This window comes from Pseudomonas sp. Xaverov 259, from assembly GCF_019352915.1.
Taxonomy (GTDB): Bacteria; Pseudomonadota; Gammaproteobacteria; order Pseudomonadales; family Pseudomonadaceae; genus Aquipseudomonas.
This window is the reverse complement of the sequence record NZ_JAAAFV010000051.1, coordinates 41988-58731: the sequence shown is the minus strand read 5'-3', so window position 1 is coordinate 58731 and position 16744 is coordinate 41988. Positions and strand designations below refer to the sequence as shown.

At 61.2% G+C, this 16744-nt stretch carries 17 protein-coding genes and 1 riboswitch; of the genes, 12 read left to right on the top strand and 5 right to left on the bottom strand.

Annotation, left to right across the window (positions count from 1 at the left end; translation table 11 throughout):
- The first annotated feature begins 9 nt into the window (after nt 1-9).
- A complete protein-coding gene (locus tag K0H48_RS21865) occupies nt 10-555 on the top strand; it encodes a DUF2058 domain-containing protein (protein WP_017134874.1) in 546 nt (181 codons plus the stop codon).
- Between the two features lie 169 nt (nt 556-724).
- Here the strand turns inward: K0H48_RS21865 and K0H48_RS21860 are convergent, their stop codons facing one another.
- The 4 genes from K0H48_RS21860 to purM form a co-directional block, all read right to left on the bottom strand.
- Nucleotides 725-913: a hypothetical protein gene (locus K0H48_RS21860; protein ID WP_219269112.1), complete on the bottom strand. Its 189-nt coding sequence runs from the start codon at nt 911-913 to the stop codon at nt 725-727.
- 376 nt (nt 914-1289) lie between these two features.
- A complete protein-coding gene (locus K0H48_RS21855; protein ID WP_065929791.1) occupies nt 1290-2003 on the bottom strand; it encodes a DUF3108 domain-containing protein in 714 nt (237 codons plus the stop codon).
- Nucleotides 2004-2011: 8 nt separating this feature from the next.
- Nucleotides 2012-2662, bottom strand: a complete 651-nt coding sequence (purN, locus tag K0H48_RS21850; protein WP_219269111.1) for a phosphoribosylglycinamide formyltransferase — start codon at nt 2660-2662, stop codon at nt 2012-2014.
- On the bottom strand, nt 2662-3720 hold the full coding sequence (purM, locus tag K0H48_RS21845; RefSeq protein ID WP_017134881.1) for a phosphoribosylformylglycinamidine cyclo-ligase: 1059 nt from the start codon (nt 3718-3720) through the stop codon (nt 2662-2664). Before purM ends, purN begins: the two co-directional genes overlap by 1 nt.
- A gap of 355 nt (nt 3721-4075) precedes the next feature.
- Here purM and K0H48_RS21840 point away from each other — a divergent pair, with 355 nt between their 5' ends.
- The 5 genes from K0H48_RS21840 to K0H48_RS21820 all read left to right on the top strand — a co-directional run bounded on the left by K0H48_RS21840 (nt 4076) and on the right by K0H48_RS21820 (nt 8694).
- On the top strand, nt 4076-5116 hold the full coding sequence (locus K0H48_RS21840) for a DUF2066 domain-containing protein (RefSeq protein WP_219269110.1): 1041 nt from the start codon (nt 4076-4078) through the stop codon (nt 5114-5116).
- Nucleotides 5117-5169: 53 nt separating this feature from the next.
- Nucleotides 5170-6243, top strand: a complete 1074-nt coding sequence (locus K0H48_RS21835) for an AI-2E family transporter (protein ID WP_056861686.1) — start codon at nt 5170-5172, stop codon at nt 6241-6243.
- Between the two features lie 204 nt (nt 6244-6447).
- Nucleotides 6448-7152 (top strand): DnaA regulatory inactivator Hda, encoded by a 705-nt coding sequence (gene hda / locus K0H48_RS21830; protein ID WP_017134884.1) that lies wholly within the window; start codon nt 6448-6450, stop codon nt 7150-7152.
- Between the two features lie 213 nt (nt 7153-7365).
- Entirely contained in the window at nt 7366-8010 is a 645-nt protein-coding gene (locus tag K0H48_RS21825) for a C40 family peptidase (protein WP_219269109.1), read from the top strand.
- A 144-nt stretch (nt 8011-8154) separates the two neighbouring features.
- Nucleotides 8155-8694 (top strand): C40 family peptidase, encoded by a 540-nt coding sequence (locus K0H48_RS21820; RefSeq protein WP_056861462.1) that lies wholly within the window; start codon nt 8155-8157, stop codon nt 8692-8694.
- A 137-nt stretch (nt 8695-8831) separates the two neighbouring features.
- On the opposite strand, the gene K0H48_RS21815 is transcribed toward K0H48_RS21820, so the two are convergent.
- A complete protein-coding gene (locus K0H48_RS21815; protein WP_219269108.1) occupies nt 8832-10145 on the bottom strand; it encodes a sorbosone dehydrogenase family protein in 1314 nt (437 codons plus the stop codon).
- 99 nt (nt 10146-10244) lie between these two features.
- A riboswitch (cobalamin riboswitch) is annotated at nt 10245-10494 on the top strand.
- Nucleotides 10495-10572: 78 nt separating this feature from the next.
- Between K0H48_RS21815 and cobO the strand changes: the two genes are divergently transcribed.
- Genes cobO through K0H48_RS21785 form a run of 6 tightly spaced genes read left to right on the top strand, consistent with a single transcriptional unit; the run spans nt 10573 to nt 16545 of the window.
- A complete protein-coding gene (gene cobO / locus K0H48_RS21810) occupies nt 10573-11184 on the top strand; it encodes a cob(I)yrinic acid a,c-diamide adenosyltransferase (RefSeq protein ID WP_010208674.1) in 612 nt (203 codons plus the stop codon).
- Nucleotides 11181-12563: a cobyrinate a,c-diamide synthase gene (locus tag K0H48_RS21805; RefSeq protein WP_219269107.1), complete on the top strand. Its 1383-nt coding sequence runs from the start codon at nt 11181-11183 to the stop codon at nt 12561-12563. The genes cobO and K0H48_RS21805 overlap by 4 nt, the downstream gene beginning before the upstream one ends.
- Complete coding sequence (bluB, locus tag K0H48_RS21800) at nt 12560-13210, top strand: 5,6-dimethylbenzimidazole synthase (RefSeq protein ID WP_219269106.1); 651 nt, start codon at nt 12560-12562, stop codon at nt 13208-13210. Before K0H48_RS21805 ends, bluB begins: the two co-directional genes overlap by 4 nt.
- Nucleotides 13207-14115 carry an adenosylcobinamide-phosphate synthase CbiB gene (gene cbiB, locus K0H48_RS21795; RefSeq protein WP_219269105.1) on the top strand — a complete coding sequence of 303 codons (909 nt, stop codon included), beginning with the start codon at nt 13207-13209 and terminating at the stop codon, nt 14113-14115. Before bluB ends, cbiB begins: the two co-directional genes overlap by 4 nt.
- Entirely contained in the window at nt 14108-15097 is a 990-nt protein-coding gene (gene cobD / locus K0H48_RS21790) for a threonine-phosphate decarboxylase CobD (protein WP_219269104.1), read from the top strand. Before cbiB ends, cobD begins: the two co-directional genes overlap by 8 nt.
- On the top strand, nt 15094-16545 hold the full coding sequence (locus tag K0H48_RS21785; protein ID WP_219269103.1) for a cobyric acid synthase: 1452 nt from the start codon (nt 15094-15096) through the stop codon (nt 16543-16545). The genes cobD and K0H48_RS21785 overlap by 4 nt, the downstream gene beginning before the upstream one ends.
- Nucleotides 16546-16744 lie beyond the last annotated feature (199 nt).

The following is a 16744-nucleotide window of genomic DNA, read 5'->3' as shown; positions in this document are numbered from 1 at the left end:
GTAAGCACCATGAGCCTTTCCCTTCGCGACCAGTTGCTCAAAGCAGGTCTGGTCAACCAAAAGCAGGCCAAGCAGGTCGGCAAAGACAAACAGAAGCAGCAGCGCCTGGTCCATAAAGGCCAGATCGAGGCCGATGACACCCAGGCGCGCCTGGCCGCCGAAGCGCACGCCGAGAAGGTCAAGCGCGACCAGGAGCTGAACCGCCAGCAACAGGAAAAAGCCGAGGCCAAGGCTCGCACGGCCCAGGTCAAGCAACTGATCGAGACCTCGCGCCTGCCCAAGCTGACCACCGAGGACTACTACAACTTCGTGGATGACAAGAAGGTCAAGCGCCTGTCGGTCAACACGTTGATGCGTAACAAGCTGAGCAACGGCTCCCTGGCGATTGTGCACCACGGCGGCGGCTACGAGGTGATCCCGCGCGAAGCGGCGCTGAAGATCCAGGAGCGCGCACCAGAGCGTATCGTGCAGCTCAATATCCTCACCGAAAGCCAGGTGCCGGATGAGGATGATCCATACGCCGCTTACCAGATCCCGGATGATCTGATGTGGTAAGGCCGTAAAACGAACTATGGTGAGCGGCTTGCCCTGTGGCGAGCGGGCTTGCCCCGCGTTGGGGTGCGAAGCGCCCCCCAAAAAACACAAACCCCGCTCAAAAGGCGGGGTTTGTGTTTATAGGCTCACCAACTGCGTGGGGCTGTTGAGCCTATTGGATTTCAGAGTTTCAGGAGCCTTCGACCTGACGTTTCATCTCAAGAGATTCGAGCTCGTTTTTATAATTGTGGGCTTCGTTCTCGTTGTGGAACATGCCGACCAGTTGGTCTTGTTGATGTACATCCCAGATGTGAATCCCATGGCCCAGTGCTTCGTGGGACATGTGTGCATCGTCGCGTTCAGTTACTTTTACAGTCATCTGCTTGCTCCAATCTCTGGTTGATCTGCGGCAAGTCGTCGCAGGCCTCTTTTATATGTTTTGTTAGCTTGCTAAGTAAACCGATTTTGCACGCAACTATTTATTGCAGGAAACGCAACAGTGCTGCAGGCCGCGTAAACCGTGACATTGCGTCGCAGGGTGCTGAGTTTTATGACAAAAGTTTCATGTTCGCGACCGGCTGGAGCCTTGTGTTGATCATTGAGCCGCCATCGCAGGCAAGCCAGCTCCCACATTTGAAATGCATTCACCTGTGGGAGCTGGCTTGCCTGCGATAGCGGTATTGGCTTCAACACAAAACCTCCAGGCGAAAAAAAGCCCCGCATTCAGCGAGGCTCTTTTTAATCACATCACGGTATCAGCTACCTTTGATAGCCTGACCATCAACAGTACCGTCCAACAGCATGATGTTGTATTCCTTGCCGTCGGTTTCCACCTGGCGCAAGGCTACCAAAATGCCGCCCAGGTCCTTGGCAAACCACATCTGGGTGATGCGCTTGCTTTGCGTCGGGTCACGTACACGTTCAACCTTGATCGCATCGATGGAGCCGACCTTGGTCTGGACCTTTTCCGGGCCGATCACGCGGAAGTCGTAGGTGTCGGTGTCGGTACCTTCAACGACGATGTAGCTCATGCTCTTCTTGCCGGCCGCCACGTCACGTTGCAGTGCCAACTGATAGGTCGACTTGTCGAGCATGCCGCTTTGCAGAGGGACATTGACCGGGTCTTTGTTTTCAAAGCCGGTGACTTTCTTGGCCGTCTGGTCGAAGTCCAGGTTGATCTTCTTCGACTTGCCCAGGCCGCCACGCTCGAAGCTGTAGCTCACGGGCTGCAGGGCATCTTTGTCGAGACGGATCACACTGGTCTCAGTGAGGCTGGCGATCATCATGGATGCCTTGAAATTCAAGGTCCATGAGCCATTGTCATTCTTGACCAGGCTGCGTTCGGCCGAACCGCTCATGGGTAACTGTTTCCAGTCGGCGGTGTAGCTGGCGGAGAAAGGGTGAAGGTCTGCTGCTTGCACGGCGGGCAAGGCGAACAGCGCAAAAGCGAAGAGCAGGGCGCGACGCATAAAATCTCCTAGGTTCGAATCAAGTGGCCGCTGGCCGCGAGTAACTGACCGTCCAATAATGCACCCTGTTCGCCGAGAATCAATCGTCCCTCGGCAAACCAGCGAACAGCCAGCGGGTAAATCCTGTGTTCCTGGGTGTGAACCCGTTGCGCAAGTGTCTGCGCCGAATCTGCAGACTCTACCGGAACCACTGCCTGTACGACCAGAGGCCCGCCATCGAGTTCCTCGGTGACAAAGTGCACGCTGCAGCCATGCTCCGTGTCGCCGGCCTCGAGGGCGCGTTGGTGCGTGTGTAACCCTTTGTATTTGGGCAGCAGGGACGGGTGGATATTGAGCAGGCGCCCTTGGTAGTGCCGCACGAAATCGGCGCTGAGGATGCGCATGAAGCCGGCAAGTACTACGAGCTTGGGGTTGAAGGCGTCGATCAGTTCGATCAAGGCGCTGTCGAAGGCCTCGCGACCTTCGAACGCCTTGTGATTCAGGGAACGGGTGTCGATACCCGCGTCCCTGGCGCGTTGCAGGCCGTAGGCGTCGCTGCGGTTGGAGATCACCGCAGCGATGCGCACCGGGCTGTCGCCGGTGCGCGTGCTGTCGATCAGGGCCTGCAAGTTACTGCCGGTGCCGGAGAGCAGCACCACGACATCACAGGTCTCAGGCATCAGTGAGCCTTGAGGTTCTTCAGTTCAACCTGGGCCGCGCCTTCCGGAGCGGTCGCGATCTGGCCGATAACCCAAGGCTGCTCGCCCGCTTCGCGCAGTACGTTCAGTGCGGTTTCAACGTGCTCTTGCGCCACGCAGATGACCATGCCCACGCCGCAGTTCAGCACGCGGTGCATTTCGGTTTCGTTGACGTTGCCTTGCGCTTGCAGCCAGTCGAACACGGCAGGACGGGTCCAGCTTGCCACGTCGACAATCGCCTGGGCGCCTTTTGGCAGCACGCGCGGGATGTTGTCCAGCAGGCCGCCACCGGTGATGTGGGCCATGGCTTTAACGGCGCCGGTGTCTTTGATCAGCTTGAGCAACGGCTTCACGTAGATACGGGTCGGGGCCATCAGCAGGTCGGTCAGCGGCTGGCCGTCGAGCTGGGTGTTCTCGATGTCGGCGCCGGACACTTCGATGATCTTGCGGATCAGCGAGTAGCCGTTGGAGTGCGGGCCGGACGATGGCAGGGCGAGCAGGGCGTCACCGGCAGCGACTTTGGAACCGTCGATGATCTCGGCTTTTTCTACAACACCGACGCAGAAACCGGCCAGGTCGTAGTCTTCGCCTTCGTACATGCCTGGCATTTCAGCGGTTTCGCCACCGACCAGGGAGCAACCCGACAGTTCGCAGCCGGCACCGATACCGGTGACCACTTGTGCAGCGGTGTCTACGTTCAGCTTGCCGGTGGCGTAGTAGTCGAGGAAGAACAGCGGCTCTGCGCCACACACCACCAGGTCGTTGACGCACATGGCAACCAGGTCGATACCGATGGTGTCGTGCTTGTTCAGGTTCAGCGCCAGACGCAGCTTGGTGCCCACGCCGTCGGTGCCGGACACCAGTACAGGCTGCTTGTAGCCGGCCGGGATTTCGCAGAGGGCGCCAAAACCGCCCAGGCCGCCCATGACTTCGGGGCGCGCAGTGCGCTTGGCGACGCTCTTGATGCGTTCGACCAATGCTTCACCGGCGTCGATGTCTACACCGGCGTCCTTGTAGCTCAGGGAGGGTTGCTTGCTCATGATCCAGGCCTTTAGGGGGGATTTCTGGGTAACGACCGAGCCGGCAGGCGCTTTTGGTAAAAGGCCCAGCCGCTGACGGTCTGCGAAGGCGCGCGATTTTATCAGGCTTGAGGGGCAGCGGCCATCCTCGGGCCGACGGGCAGGGCCATATAGCTTAAAAAAGCCGGTTAAAAAAATGCTAATCGAGCCAGTAATGGCGTGTATTAAGGTATAGCCTTTAACCCGCTATCGTTATGACAGTACAAAAACTGCCATGACCCTGTGAATGTTTTACCGGCTGCTGTGGTCACAGCCTTGCCAAGCCGAGTTCACGCGGTCTGTTCCAGCCGCTAAATTTGTCGTTCGGGAATCTTCCATGCGTCTGTGTAATTTCTTCTTTGTAGGCTGCTTGTCGTTGGTCAGCCTGGCGAGTCATGCCGAAACCCTCAATGGCCTTTATCAAGTACTTGAACCGGTTGCCAGCCAGTCGCCCCAAGAGCGTGACCAGGCCACCCAGCGCGCCGTGCAAACCCTGGTGATCCGCCTGACCGGCGATGCCAAGGCTGCCGATGGCCCAGGCCTGGCGGCGATCCGCAAAGACCCGCAGCAAATAATCAGCCAATACGGCTACGACGCCGGCCCGCCGGAAAGCCTGCAGGTGGACTTCGACCCTGTGAGCACCGACCGCGCCCTGCGTGAAGCGGGCCTGTCGATTTGGGGCAGCAATCGGCCGTCGATCCTCGGCTGGTGGCTCAACGATTCCACTGACGGCAGCAGCCTGGTCGGTGATGGCCAGGCGATAGCCGGTGCATTGCGCCGTGCCGCGCAACACCGTGGCTTGCCGTTGCGCTTGCCCTTGGGTGACCTGGATGAGCAAGTCGTCGCCACAGCACCGAATCTGGAAAGTGCCGACGCCACGCCACTGCGTGCCGCTTCCGAGCGTTATGGCGCCGACGCCTTGTTGGCCGTGCACGCGCGCCAGGAAGGCAACCAGTGGCAGGCCAAATGGCGCCTGTGGCTGGGTGACAAAAGCGAGCAGGGCAGCGCCCAGGGCGCTGACACTGGCGCGGTGGCCGATGCCGTAATGCTGGCGGTCAGCCAAAAACTGGCACCGCGCTTTGCCGTCAAGCCAGGCGTCAGTACCGAACAATTGCTCGAAGTGCAGGGCATGAATCTGGAGCGCTATGCCGCTTTGGGCCATCTGCTCGAACCCTTCGGCGCTCAACCGCAGTGGGTGGATGGCAATCGCATTGTGTATCGGGTCAACGGCAGTGCCGATCAGTTGCGCACGCAGTTGAGCCTGGCCAAGTTGCAGGAAGTGCCTGCGGGCGAAGCGCCGGTTCAACCGCCGGTAACCGAAGGTACGCAGCCGCCGGCTGCTCCGGAGCCTCAGGCGCAGTTACGTTTTCGTTGGTAGGTGATCTTCCTTCTATATAGATAGAAGGAAGCAAATGATAGATGGAGTGGTTTATGGCGGATACGCGTCGTTGGGTGTGGCTTGGTGGGGTTGTCCTGCTGTGCGTTTTTGTGTTCTTGCTGCATTCGATCCTGACGCCGTTCCTGGTCGCGTTGCTGCTCGCTTATCTGTTCGATCCCGTCGTGGATCGCCTGGAGAAAGCCGGTTTGTCGCGAACCTTGGGCGTGGTTGCGGTATTTGCACTGTTCACGCTGATTATCACCGCCTTGGTGCTGGTGTTGGTGCCGATGCTGGCCAAGCAACTGTTTCGCCTCTATGAGCTGGCGCCGCAAATGCTCGACTGGTTGCAGCACACGGCCATGCCGTGGGCCCAGGCCAAGCTGGGGCTGGCGGATGGCTTCTGGAAGTTCGACAAGGTCAAGGCTGCGATCAGTGAGCATATGGGCCAGACCACCGATATTGTCGGTGTGGTGCTCAGCCAGGCCACGGCTTCCAGCCTTGCGTTGATCGGCTGGCTGACCAACCTGGTGCTGATCCCGGTGGTGGCGTTCTACCTGCTGCGTGACTGGGACATCATGATGGCCAAGATCCGCAGCCTGCTGCCACGCAATAACGAAGAGCGCATCGTTTCCCTGGCGCAAGAGTGCCACGAGGTGCTCGGCGCGTTCGTGCGCGGCCAGTTGCTGGTGATGCTGGCGCTGGGGATCATCTATGCCGCTGGCCTGATGGCGATTGGTCTGGAACTGGGGCTGTTGATCGGTTTGATCGCAGGCTTGGCCGCCATCGTGCCGTACATGGGCTTTGTGATCGGTATCGGCGCGGCGCTGGTGGCCGGGCTGTTCCAGTTTGGTGGCGACCTGTACCCGATGCTCGGGATCGTGGCGGTATTCATGGTTGGCCAGGCCCTGGAAGGCATGGTGCTGACGCCACTGTTGGTGGGAGACCGGATTGGCTTGCACCCGGTGGCGGTGATCTTCGCGATCCTGGCGGGCGGTGAGCTGTTCGGTTTTACCGGCATCTTGCTGGCGCTGCCGGTGGCGGCGGTGATCATGGTGTTAGTGCGTCACGTGCATGATCTGTATAAGGATTCGGATGCGTATACCGGGGTTGAAGACCCGGATCTGTAACCGTTTCGCAACAAACCCGGCCTAAGCCGGGTTTGTTGTTTCTGGGGGCGGGGTGTCAAACAATTTGCGCAAATCGCCCCAAGTTAACGCAAACCTTTGATTTTGCTTGTGGTCTGCTGCATTGTGCGCCCGGCGTCACGGGTATAAACTTTGCAAACTTTACACAGAGGCCACTAACGGTTCGTTTGGAGCCGTTCAGTCAGCATGAAACCGATTCAGCTGCCCTTGGGTGTGCGTCTGCGTGACGACGCCACCTTTATCAATTACTACCCAGGCGCCAATGCCGCTGCACTCGGCTATGTCGAGCGGCTCTGCGAAGCCGACGCCGGGTGGACTGAAAGCCTGATCTATCTGTGGGGCAAACACGGCGTGGGGCGTACCCACCTGTTGCAGGCCGCGTGCCTGCGCTTCGAGCAGATGGGCGAGCCGGCGGTTTATTTACCGCTGGCTGAGCTGATGGACCGTGGCATCGGCATCTTCGACCACCTTGAGCAATACGAACTGGTGTGCCTGGATGACCTGCAGGCCATCGCCGGCAAGGCCGATTGGGAAGAGGCGCTGTTTCACCTGTTCAACCGCCTGCGTGACAGCGGCCGGCGCTTGTTGATTGCCGCGTCCACCTCGCCGCGTGAGCTGCCGGTGAAGCTGGCTGACCTCAAGTCACGCCTCACTTTGGCGCTGATCTTCCAGATGCGCCCACTCTCCGACGAAGACAAACTGCGTGCCCTGCAACTGCGTGCATCGCGTCGCGGCCTGCACCTCACCGACGAAGTCGGGCACTTTATCCTCACCCGTGGCACCCGCAGCATGAGCGCGTTGTTCGACTTGCTCGAACAGCTGGATCAGGCCTCCTTGCAGGCTCAGCGCAAGCTGACTATTCCGTTCCTTAAGGAAACCCTCGGCTGGTAGCCAACCCTTGTCCAGTGGGGGTCTCGGCAACTTACAGGCGCCAGAAAACCTGCGTTTGGGCCGTTTTGGCCACGCAACAGGCATGAATAGGGTGTTAAGGGCTTAGATGTCATAGTCCAAACAAGAAGTCACATAGATCACGATTGAATTTGCAAATCGATGTGATAGAGGGCATAGTCTCGACTTCTTTACACATCAGCCACGGTCGTGCCCATGCTAAATCGCTTCGCACCCCTCGTGCCTCTCGCACTCGTTACCCTGTTGTTTGGTTGCGCCACCCACACTCAAAACGTGGCTGAGCAGCAAAAACCACAGGTTCAAAATCAGGCAAAGTTCGTTGCAGCCCAGTCTTCTACTGTCTATGAAGAAGCTCTTTATAAAGAAGAGCAGGCTACTGAGAAAGAACTGGCCGCCTTCGCCGGCAGCAAGCCTTACCAGCTCCCGGTTCTGGCCGACAGCATCCTCGAACGCGGCATGTCCCTGATCGGTACCCGTTACCGTTTCGGCGGTACCTCTGAAGCCGGTTTCGACTGCAGCGGTTTTATCGGCTACCTGTTCCGTGAAGAAGCCGGCATGAATTTGCCACGCTCGACACGCGAAATGATCAACGTGGATGCACCGTTGGTCGCACGCAACAACCTCAAGCCCGGTGATCTGCTTTTCTTTAGTACGGCAGGCCGTGGTCGTGTCAGCCATGCCGGTATCTACTTGGGCGATAACCAGTTTATCCACTCCAGCAGCCGTCGCAGTGGCGGTGTTCGAGTCGACAACCTGGGTGACAGCTACTGGAGCAAAACCTTCATCGAAGCCAAGCGCGCACTCGCCATGGCCCCGACTACGGTTACCGCTAGTAAGTAAAGTTAAAGTGATACTTGAAGTTTGACGTGTAAGCGCTAGAATCCCTGGACATTGTTGTAATCCGTTCGCGCGAGCTTTGCTTGCGCGTTCTGGTTTTCAGCGTTCGGCAGCGAAAGCCGCATCCAGATCAGGATTGTTCTGCCCATGTCGACCTCAGCCCGCCTCATTCTGCTGGTATGTGCCGCGCTCCTCAGCGCCTGCGCAAGCCGTCCACCGCCGCCTGCGCCTGTCGCGGTCAAGCCAAAGCCGGTGTTCAACTATTCCACGCAAAATTTCTCGCCGGCTGCTGAAGACGTGCTCTTCCGTGCGCTGGGCCTGGTCGGCACGCCTTATCGCTGGGGCGGCAATACGCCAGACTCCGGGTTTGATTGCAGTGGCCTGATCGGCTTTGTGTACCGTGACGCCGCCGGCATCAGCCTGCCGCGCACCACCCGCGAACTGATCGTGATGCGCGCTCAGGATGTGAGTGAAAACAACCTGCAAACCGGCGACCTGATCTTCTTCGCCACCGGCGGTGGCTCGCGAGTCAGCCACGCAGGTATCTACGTGGGTGAAGGGCGGTTCGTACACGCGCCGCAAACCGGCGGTACGGTGAAGTTGGACACCTTGTCCAAGGCCTATTGGCAGAATGCCTACCTGAGCGCCAAGCGCGTGTTGCCGGCAAGCCTGGCGCGTAATCCATAGGCTGCACAGGTCTAATTGTGGGAGCTGGCTGTGTGGGAGCTGGCTTGCCTGCGATTCAGGCGACTCGGTCTATCAGTTAAACCGAGGCGATACCATCGCAGGCAAGCCAGCTCCCACATGAGCCCCATACAAGGCAGTTACTTAACCGCCGACACCCGCCACACCTTATTCCCCACATCGTCGGCCACCAGCAAATCCCCTTGCTGATCAATCACCACGCCCACCGGCCGGCCCATGGCTTTCTCGTCTTTATTGAGGAACCCTGTGAGCACATCCACCGGCTGCCCTTTGGGTTGCCCGCCCTCGAACGGCACGAAGATCACCTTGTAGCCACTGTGCGGTTTACGGTTCCACGAACCATGCTGGCCAATAAATGCGCCGTTGCTGAATTGCGCCGGGAGTTTGCTGCCCTCGGCAAACGTCAGCCCCAGTGACGCGGTGTGCGGCCCAACGGCATAGTCCGGGGCGATGGCCTTGGCGACCAGGTCGAGGTTTTGCGGTGAGACACGCACGTCTACATGTTGGCCGTAGTAGCTGAAGGGCCAGCCATAAAACGCGCCATCCTTGACCGAGGTGATGTAGTCCGGCACCAGGTCGCTGCCAATCTCATCGCGCTCGTTGACCGCCGTCCACAGCTTGCCGCTCTGCGGTTCCCAGGCCATGCCATTGGGGTTGCGCAGGCCGGAAGCGAAAATCCGGTGCTCGCCCGTGGCGCGGTCGACCTCCCAGATCGCCGCGCGGCCTTGTTCCGCTTCCAGGCCGTTTTCACCGACGTTGCTGTTGGAGCCGACACTCACATACAGCTTGCTGCCGTCCTTGCTGGCCACCACGTTTTTGGTCCAGTGGTGATTGATGCTGCCGCCCGGCAGGTCGACCACCTTGGTGCCGGCTGCCTTGATCGCGGTTTCACCCGGCTGATAAGGGAAGCGCAGCAGCTTGTCCGAGTCGGCGACGTACAGGTCGTTACCCACCAGCGTCATGCCAAACGGCGAGTTGAGGTTCTCCAGAAACACTGTGCGCGTTTCGGCCACACCATCATGGTCGGCATCGCGCAGCAGGGTGATGCGGTTCGGGCTTGGCACGCCCGCGCCAGCGCGGCCCATGACTTTCTCCATCACCCAGCCACGAATGCCGGTGGCGTCATCCGGCTTGGGTGGCGAATTGGTTTCGGCGACCAGCACATCACCATTAGGCAACACGTAGAGCCAGCGCGGGTGATCCAGGCCTTCGGCAAACGCCGCCACTTGAGTGCCGGCGGCGGGTGTCGGTTTGGCGCCTTCCGGCCAGCCGATCGCCGGGGCGATGTTGACGGTGGGGATCAGGGTTTTGTTTGGCTCCGGCAACTTGGGCGATGGCCCGGTGCCGTCCGAGACCTGCAGGGTAGAGCTTTCACCGCAGGCGGCGAGGGTGCCGGCGAGCATGATCAGTAGGGCGAGTCTGGTTTTGTGCATGGTTTTCTCCTTAATACCTGTAAAGGTAGAGAAGCGCGGCAGTCGGATGGTTCAAGTGCAAGGCCAGCTTTAATTGACGCTCCACCCCCAACCCACTAACCTTCGCCGCTTGTTCCAGGTGCTCTGTGGTGCATGTGCCGACAGAGTGAAACAGGGAAGCCGGTGAGTGAGCGCGCTTGTACACAGCGCAGCCGCAATTCCGGCGCTGCCCCCGCAACGGTAAATGAGTGAAAACGGTGCTTTTTGCCACTGTATCCACGTGATATGGGAAGGCGCACCGTTGGCCTGCTCGCACTACGCAGAGCGCCACTCATGAGCCCGGAGACCGGCCTGGATCATCCAACAGCATCACGGTGGGCGATGCTTGGCTGTCTGTTTTTTCTTTTTCCTGCCCGCCGTTTTTGTCCAGCCCCAACGGAGAGCTGCCATGACTGATTCCCCCGACCGCGACGAACGCCACCTGGCGCGCATGCTGCGCAAAAAAGCCGTGATCGACGAGCGTATCGCCAATTCCCCCAACGAATGCGGCCTGCTGCTGGTGCTGACCGGTAACGGCAAAGGCAAAAGCAGCTCGGCGTTCGGCATGCTCGCCCGCGCCATGGGCCACGGCATGCAGTGCGGCGTGGTGCAGTTCATCAAGGGGCGCAACAGCACCGGCGAGGAACTGTTCTTCCGGCGCTTCCCCGAGCAAGTGCGCTTCCATGTGATGGGCGAAGGCTTCACCTGGGAAACCCAAGACCGCCAGCGCGACATCGCCGCCGCCGAAGCTGCCTGGGCGGTTTCCCGCGAATTGCTGCAAGACCCGTCCATCGGCCTGGTGGTGCTGGACGAGCTGAACATCGCCCTCAAGCACGGCTACCTCGATCTGGACCAGGTTCTCAGCGACCTGCAGGCCCGTCCTCCGATGCAGCACGTAGTGGTCACCGGCCGTGGCGCCAAGCCTGAACTGATCGAAATGGGCGACACCGTCACCGAGATGGGCATGCTCAAACACGCGTTCCAGGCCGGTATCAAGGCACAGAAGGGCGTCGAACTTTGAATCAGCCCCGTCATTGCCCAGCCGTTTTGATCGCCGCTCCGGCGTCCGGCCAGGGCAAAACCACCGTCACCGCCGCGCTCGCCCGCTTGCACCGCAACCTGGGGCGCAAGGTGCGCGTGTTCAAATGCGGGCCGGACTTTCTCGACCCGATGATCCACGAGCGCGCCAGCGGTGCGCCGGTGTATCAGTTGGACATGTGGATGGTGGGCGAGCAGGAAAGCCGCCGCTTGCTGTGGGAAGCGGCGGGCGAAGCTGACCTTATTCTCATCGAAGGCGTAATGGGGCTGTTTGACGGCACACCGTCGAGCGCCGACCTGGCGCGGCACTTTGGCGTGCCTGTGCTCGGGGTCATCGATGGAACCGCCATGGCCCAAACCTTCGGCGCCCTGGCCTTGGGCCTGGCGCGCTACCAGCCGGACTTACCGTTCGCCGGCGTGCTGGCCAATCGCGTCGGCACCTTGCGTCATGCGCAACTGCTCGAAGGCAGCCTCACTGAAGGCCTGCGCTGGTACGGCGCGTTGTCCCGCGAAACGGGGATTGAATTACCGAGTCGTCACCTGGGCCTGGTGCAAGCCAGCGAACTCAATGACCTCGATGCGCGCCTGGATGCCGCAGCCCAGGCACTGGGCAGCAGTTGCGAAGTGGCATTGCCGCCACCGGTGACGTTCGCCGCACCGCAGCTGATTGAAGCTGAGCCACTGTTGGCCGGAGTGCGCATCGCGGTGGCCCGTGATGAAGCCTTCGCCTTTACCTACGGCGCCAGTCTTGACCTGCTGCGGGCAATGGGCGCAGAGCTGAAGTTTTTCTCGCCGATCCACGATCGCCAATTGCCCGACGCCGACAGCCTCTACCTGCCCGGCGGTTACCCCGAATTGCATCACCAGGCACTGTCCGAAAACACTCCGATGCTTGAGGCTATCCGCGCCCATCATGCGGCTGGCAAGCCGCTGCTGGCTGAATGTGGCGGCATGCTCTACCTGCTGGATTCGCTCACCGATGTGAATGGCACCCGTGCCGAACTGGTCGGCCTGCTGCAAGGCGATGCGGTGATGCAAAAGAAACTCGCCGCCCTGGCCCTGCAAAGTGTCGAGTTGCCCGAAGGCGTGCTGCGTGGCCATACCTATCATCATTCCCTGACCAGCACCGAATGGCAGCCGATTGCCCGTGGCCTGAGCCCCAATGGCGGGCGCGGGGCGGAAGCGGTGTATCGGCAGGGGCGGATGACGGCTTCTTATGTGCACTTTTATTTTCCGTCGAATCCGACGGCGGTGGCCGCACTCTTTGCGCCTGTCATGAGCAACGCCTTCGCGAGCAAGTCCGCTCCCACAGGAGAATGCATTCCAAATGTGGGAGCGGGCTTGCTCGCGAAGAGGCCATGACTGACAACCAATACCCCCAAGCCGACCGCGACGCCGTCTACCGCGCCATCGCCGAACGCCGCGACATGCGCCACTTCACCGGCGGCACGGTCGCGCCCGAATTGCTGCACCGCCTGCTCCAGGCCGCTCACCAGGCGCCCAGTGTGGGCCTGATGCAGCCCTGGCGGTTTATCCGCATCAGCGACCGTCAACTGCGTGGGAAAATCCAGCAATTGGTGGAGGAAGAACGCGTGCGCACCGCCGAAGCCTTGGGCGAGCGCTCCGATGAGTTCATGAAGCTCAAGGTCGAAGGTATCCACGACTGCGCCGAAGTCTTGGTGGCCGCACTGATGGACGACCGCGAGCGCCACATCTTTGGTCGGCGCACCTTGCCGGAGATGGACATGGCGTCGTTGTCCTGCGCGATCCAGAACCTCTGGCTGGCCGCCCGTGTCGAGGGCATCGGCATGGGCTGGGTCTCGCTGTTCGAGCCACAAGCGCTGGCCGACCTGCTGGGCCTGCCGCCCGGCGCCAAACCCCTGGCCGTGTTGTGCCTGGGCCCGGTGGCCGAGTTCTACCCGGCACCGATGTTGCAACTCGAAGGCTGGACCGAACCGCGGCCGCTGAGTGACATGCTGTATGAAAATGTGTGGGGAGTGAGTCAATGAGTGTGGCCTTGCTGTGTGTCGCTGCGGTGGCGCTGGATGCGCTGCTGGGCGAACCCAGGCGCTGGCATCCGCTGGTGGCGTTCGGCAATTTCGCCGGGCGCATCGAGCAACGTTTCAACACCGGTGGCCGAGGCTGGCGCAGCCACGGTGTGACCGCATGGTTTATCGCCGTGGTGCCGCTGACGCTGTTGGCCACCGCGTTGTCATGGGCGCCCTATATTGGCTGGGGCCTGGAAATTCTGGCGCTGTACCTGGCGCTCGGCATGCGCAGCCTGGGTGAGCATGTGATCCCGGTTGCGCAGGCGTTGCGCAGCGGTGATCTGGATGAAGCACGCAAGCGTGTGAGTTATCTGGTCAGCCGCCAGACCAGCGAGCTGGACAGCACCGAAGTCGCCCGCGCCGCCACCGAGTCAGTGTTGGAGAACGGCAGCGACGCGGTATTTGCCGCGTTGTTCTGGTTTGTGGTCGCCGGCGTGCCGGGCGTGGTGCTGTACCGCCTGAGCAATACGCTCGACGCCATGTGGGGCTATCGCAACGAACGCTTCGAGCGCTTCGGCTGGGCAGCGGCCAAGATCGACGATGTACTCAACTATATTCCTGCACGGCTGGTGGCGCTGACCTACGCCGTGCTGGGCAAAACTCGCTTGGCGCTCACCTGCTGGCGCACCCAAGGCCCGACCTGGGACAGTCCCAACGCGGGCCCGGTGATGGCGGCCGGTGCTGGCGCCTTGGGCGTCGAACTGGGCGGCGCGGCGATTTATCACGGCGAGCTGCATCAACGTCCGCAACTGGGCGAAGGCCCAGCCGCCGATGCCGACGCCATCGACCGTGGCTGGCAACTGGTGCAACGCGGCGTATGGTTATGGCTGTTGATCCTCTGCGCGGGGGCGCAATTGTATGCTTGAGCACGGTGGGCGCCTGCGTAAGGCGGTGATTGAGTACGGAATTGCCGAGGCCGATTGGCTCGATCTGTCCAGCGGCCTCGCGCCCTGGCCCTGGCCGATCCCCGAGATCCCGCTGCGGGCCTGGGCGCGTTTGCCGGAAACCGACGACGGCCTGGAAAAGGCCGCCTGCGACTATTACGGCGCCGCCCACCTGCTGCCGGTGCCAGGCTCCCAGGCGGCGATCCAGCTGCTGCCGCGCCTACGCCGTTCGGGCAAGGTTGGTGTGTTATCGCCCTGTTACGCCGAGCACGCCGAAGCCTGGCGCCGCGCCGGCTATGTGGTGCGCGAAGTTCAAGAGCAGGAAGTCGACTTCTTTCTCGACAGCCTCGACGTGCTGGTGGTGGTCAACCCCAACAACCCCACCGGCCTGAGCCTGAGCCCGCAACGCCTGCTGGATTGGCACGCGCGGCTGGCCCAGCGCGGCGGCTGGCTGGTGGTGGACGAGGCGTTTATGGACGTTACTCCGCAACTGAGCCTGGCCAGCCACACCCACCATGTCGGCCTGATTGTATTGCGCTCGTTCGGCAAGTTCTTCGGCCTTGCCGGTGTGCGCCTGGGCTTCGTGCTGGCCGAGCGCAGGTTGCTGCGGTTGTTGGCCGAACAGGTTGGTCCGTGGGCCGTCAGTGGGCCGACGCGCGTGCTCGGCCAAGTGTGCCTGCGTGATACCGCCGGGCAGGTTCGCCAGCGTGAGCGCTGTATCGAAGCGGGCCGGCGCCTGTTTGACCTGCTCGAACGCCATGGCTTTCAACCCCACGGCGGCTGCGCGTTGTTCCAGTGGCTGATTACCCCACACGCCGAACGCATGCATGAATTCATGGCCCAGCGCGGCATCCTGCTGCGCCTGTTTGTCCACGACAGCAGCCTGCGCTTTGGCCTGCCCGATACCGAGGCGGATTGGCTGCGGCTCGACGAAGCCCTGGCCGTCTACAAGGAAGCAACATGAGTACGCTGATGGTGCAAGGCACCACCTCCGACGCCGGCAAAAGTACCCTGGTGACGGCACTGTGCCGTTGGCTGGTGCGCCAGGGCATCGCGGTGGCGCCGTTCAAACCGCAGAACATGGCGCTCAACAGTGCCGTGACGGCCGAAGGCGGCGAAATCGGCCGCGCCCAGGCGGTGCAAGCCCAGGCCGCCAACCTCGCGCCGCACACCGACATGAACCCGGTGCTGCTCAAGCCCAACAGTGACACTGGCTCCCAAGTCATCATCCATGGCCGCGCCGTGACCAGCATGAACGCCGTGGCCTATCACGACTACAAAGCCATCGCGATGCAGGCGGTGCTGGCCTCCCACACACGCCTGAGCGCGGCCTACCCGGTGGTGATGGTGGAAGGCGCGGGGTCGCCTGCAGAGATCAATCTGCGCGCCAACGACATCGCCAACATGGGCTTTGCTGAAGCGGTGGATTGCCCGGTGCTGCTGATTGCCGACATCAACCGCGGCGGCGTATTCGCCCATCTGGTCGGCACTCTGGAATTGCTTGCGCCGACCGAACAGGCGCGGGTCAAGGGCTTTATCATCAACCGTTTTCGCGGTGATATCGCCTTGCTGCAACCTGGCCTGGATTGGCTGGAAGCGCGTACCGGCAAGCCGGTGGTAGGCGTGCTGCCCTACGTGATGGACCTGCACCTGGAAGCCGAAGACGGCATCGACCAGCGCCAGATCGACAAGGCCGCCCAAGTGCTCAAGGTGGTGGTGCCGGTGTTGCCGCGTATCAGCAACCACACCGACTTTGACCCGCTGCGCCTGCATCCCCAGGTGGATTTGCAGTTTGTCGGGCCGGGCCAACCGATTCCGCCTGCCGACCTGATTATCCTGCCGGGCTCCAAGAGCGTGCGCAGTGACCTGGCGTATCTACGCGCCAATGGTTGGGACACAGCCGTGGCGCGGCACTTGCGTTATGGCGGCAAAGTGCTGGGGATTTGCGGCGGCTTGCAGATGCTCGGCGAGCAGGTGCATGACCCGCTCGGGCTGGAAGGGCCGGCTGGTTCCAGTGAAGGCTTGGGATTGCTGGCGTTCAGTACGACGCTGGAGGAGGAGAAGCAGCTGCGCAATGTGCGTGGGCGTTTGTTGCTGGAAGATGCCGAGGTCAGTGGCTATGAGATTCACGCGGGGGTGACTCGCGGTGAAGCGCTGGCAAACGCCGCCGTGCGGCTGGATGATGGCCGCAGTGACGGCGCCCAGAGTGCCGACGGGCAGATTCTCGGCACCTACCTGCACGGCCTGTTCGAAAGCCCCGCCGCGTGCAGCGCCTTGTTGCGCTGGGCTGGGTTGCAGGAAGTGCAGGAGGTGGATTACCACGCCTTGCGCGAGCGTGATATCGAGCGGTTGGCGGACCTGGTGGAGAACCACCTGGATACCGCGTTGTTGCGCAAGCTATGCGGGCTTTAACAGTGCACACACGATCCAACTGTGGGAGCTGGCTTGCCTGCGATAGCGGTTTGTCGGTGTACATATCCGTTAGCTGGGTAACGGCCACTTATGGTTCCGCTCTGACAGCGGGTAACTTTTGTAAAGACACAAAAGTAACCAAAAAGTCTTCGCCCCACCACTCGGCACCTCGCCTAGGCTCGGTGTGCCCAAACGCAGC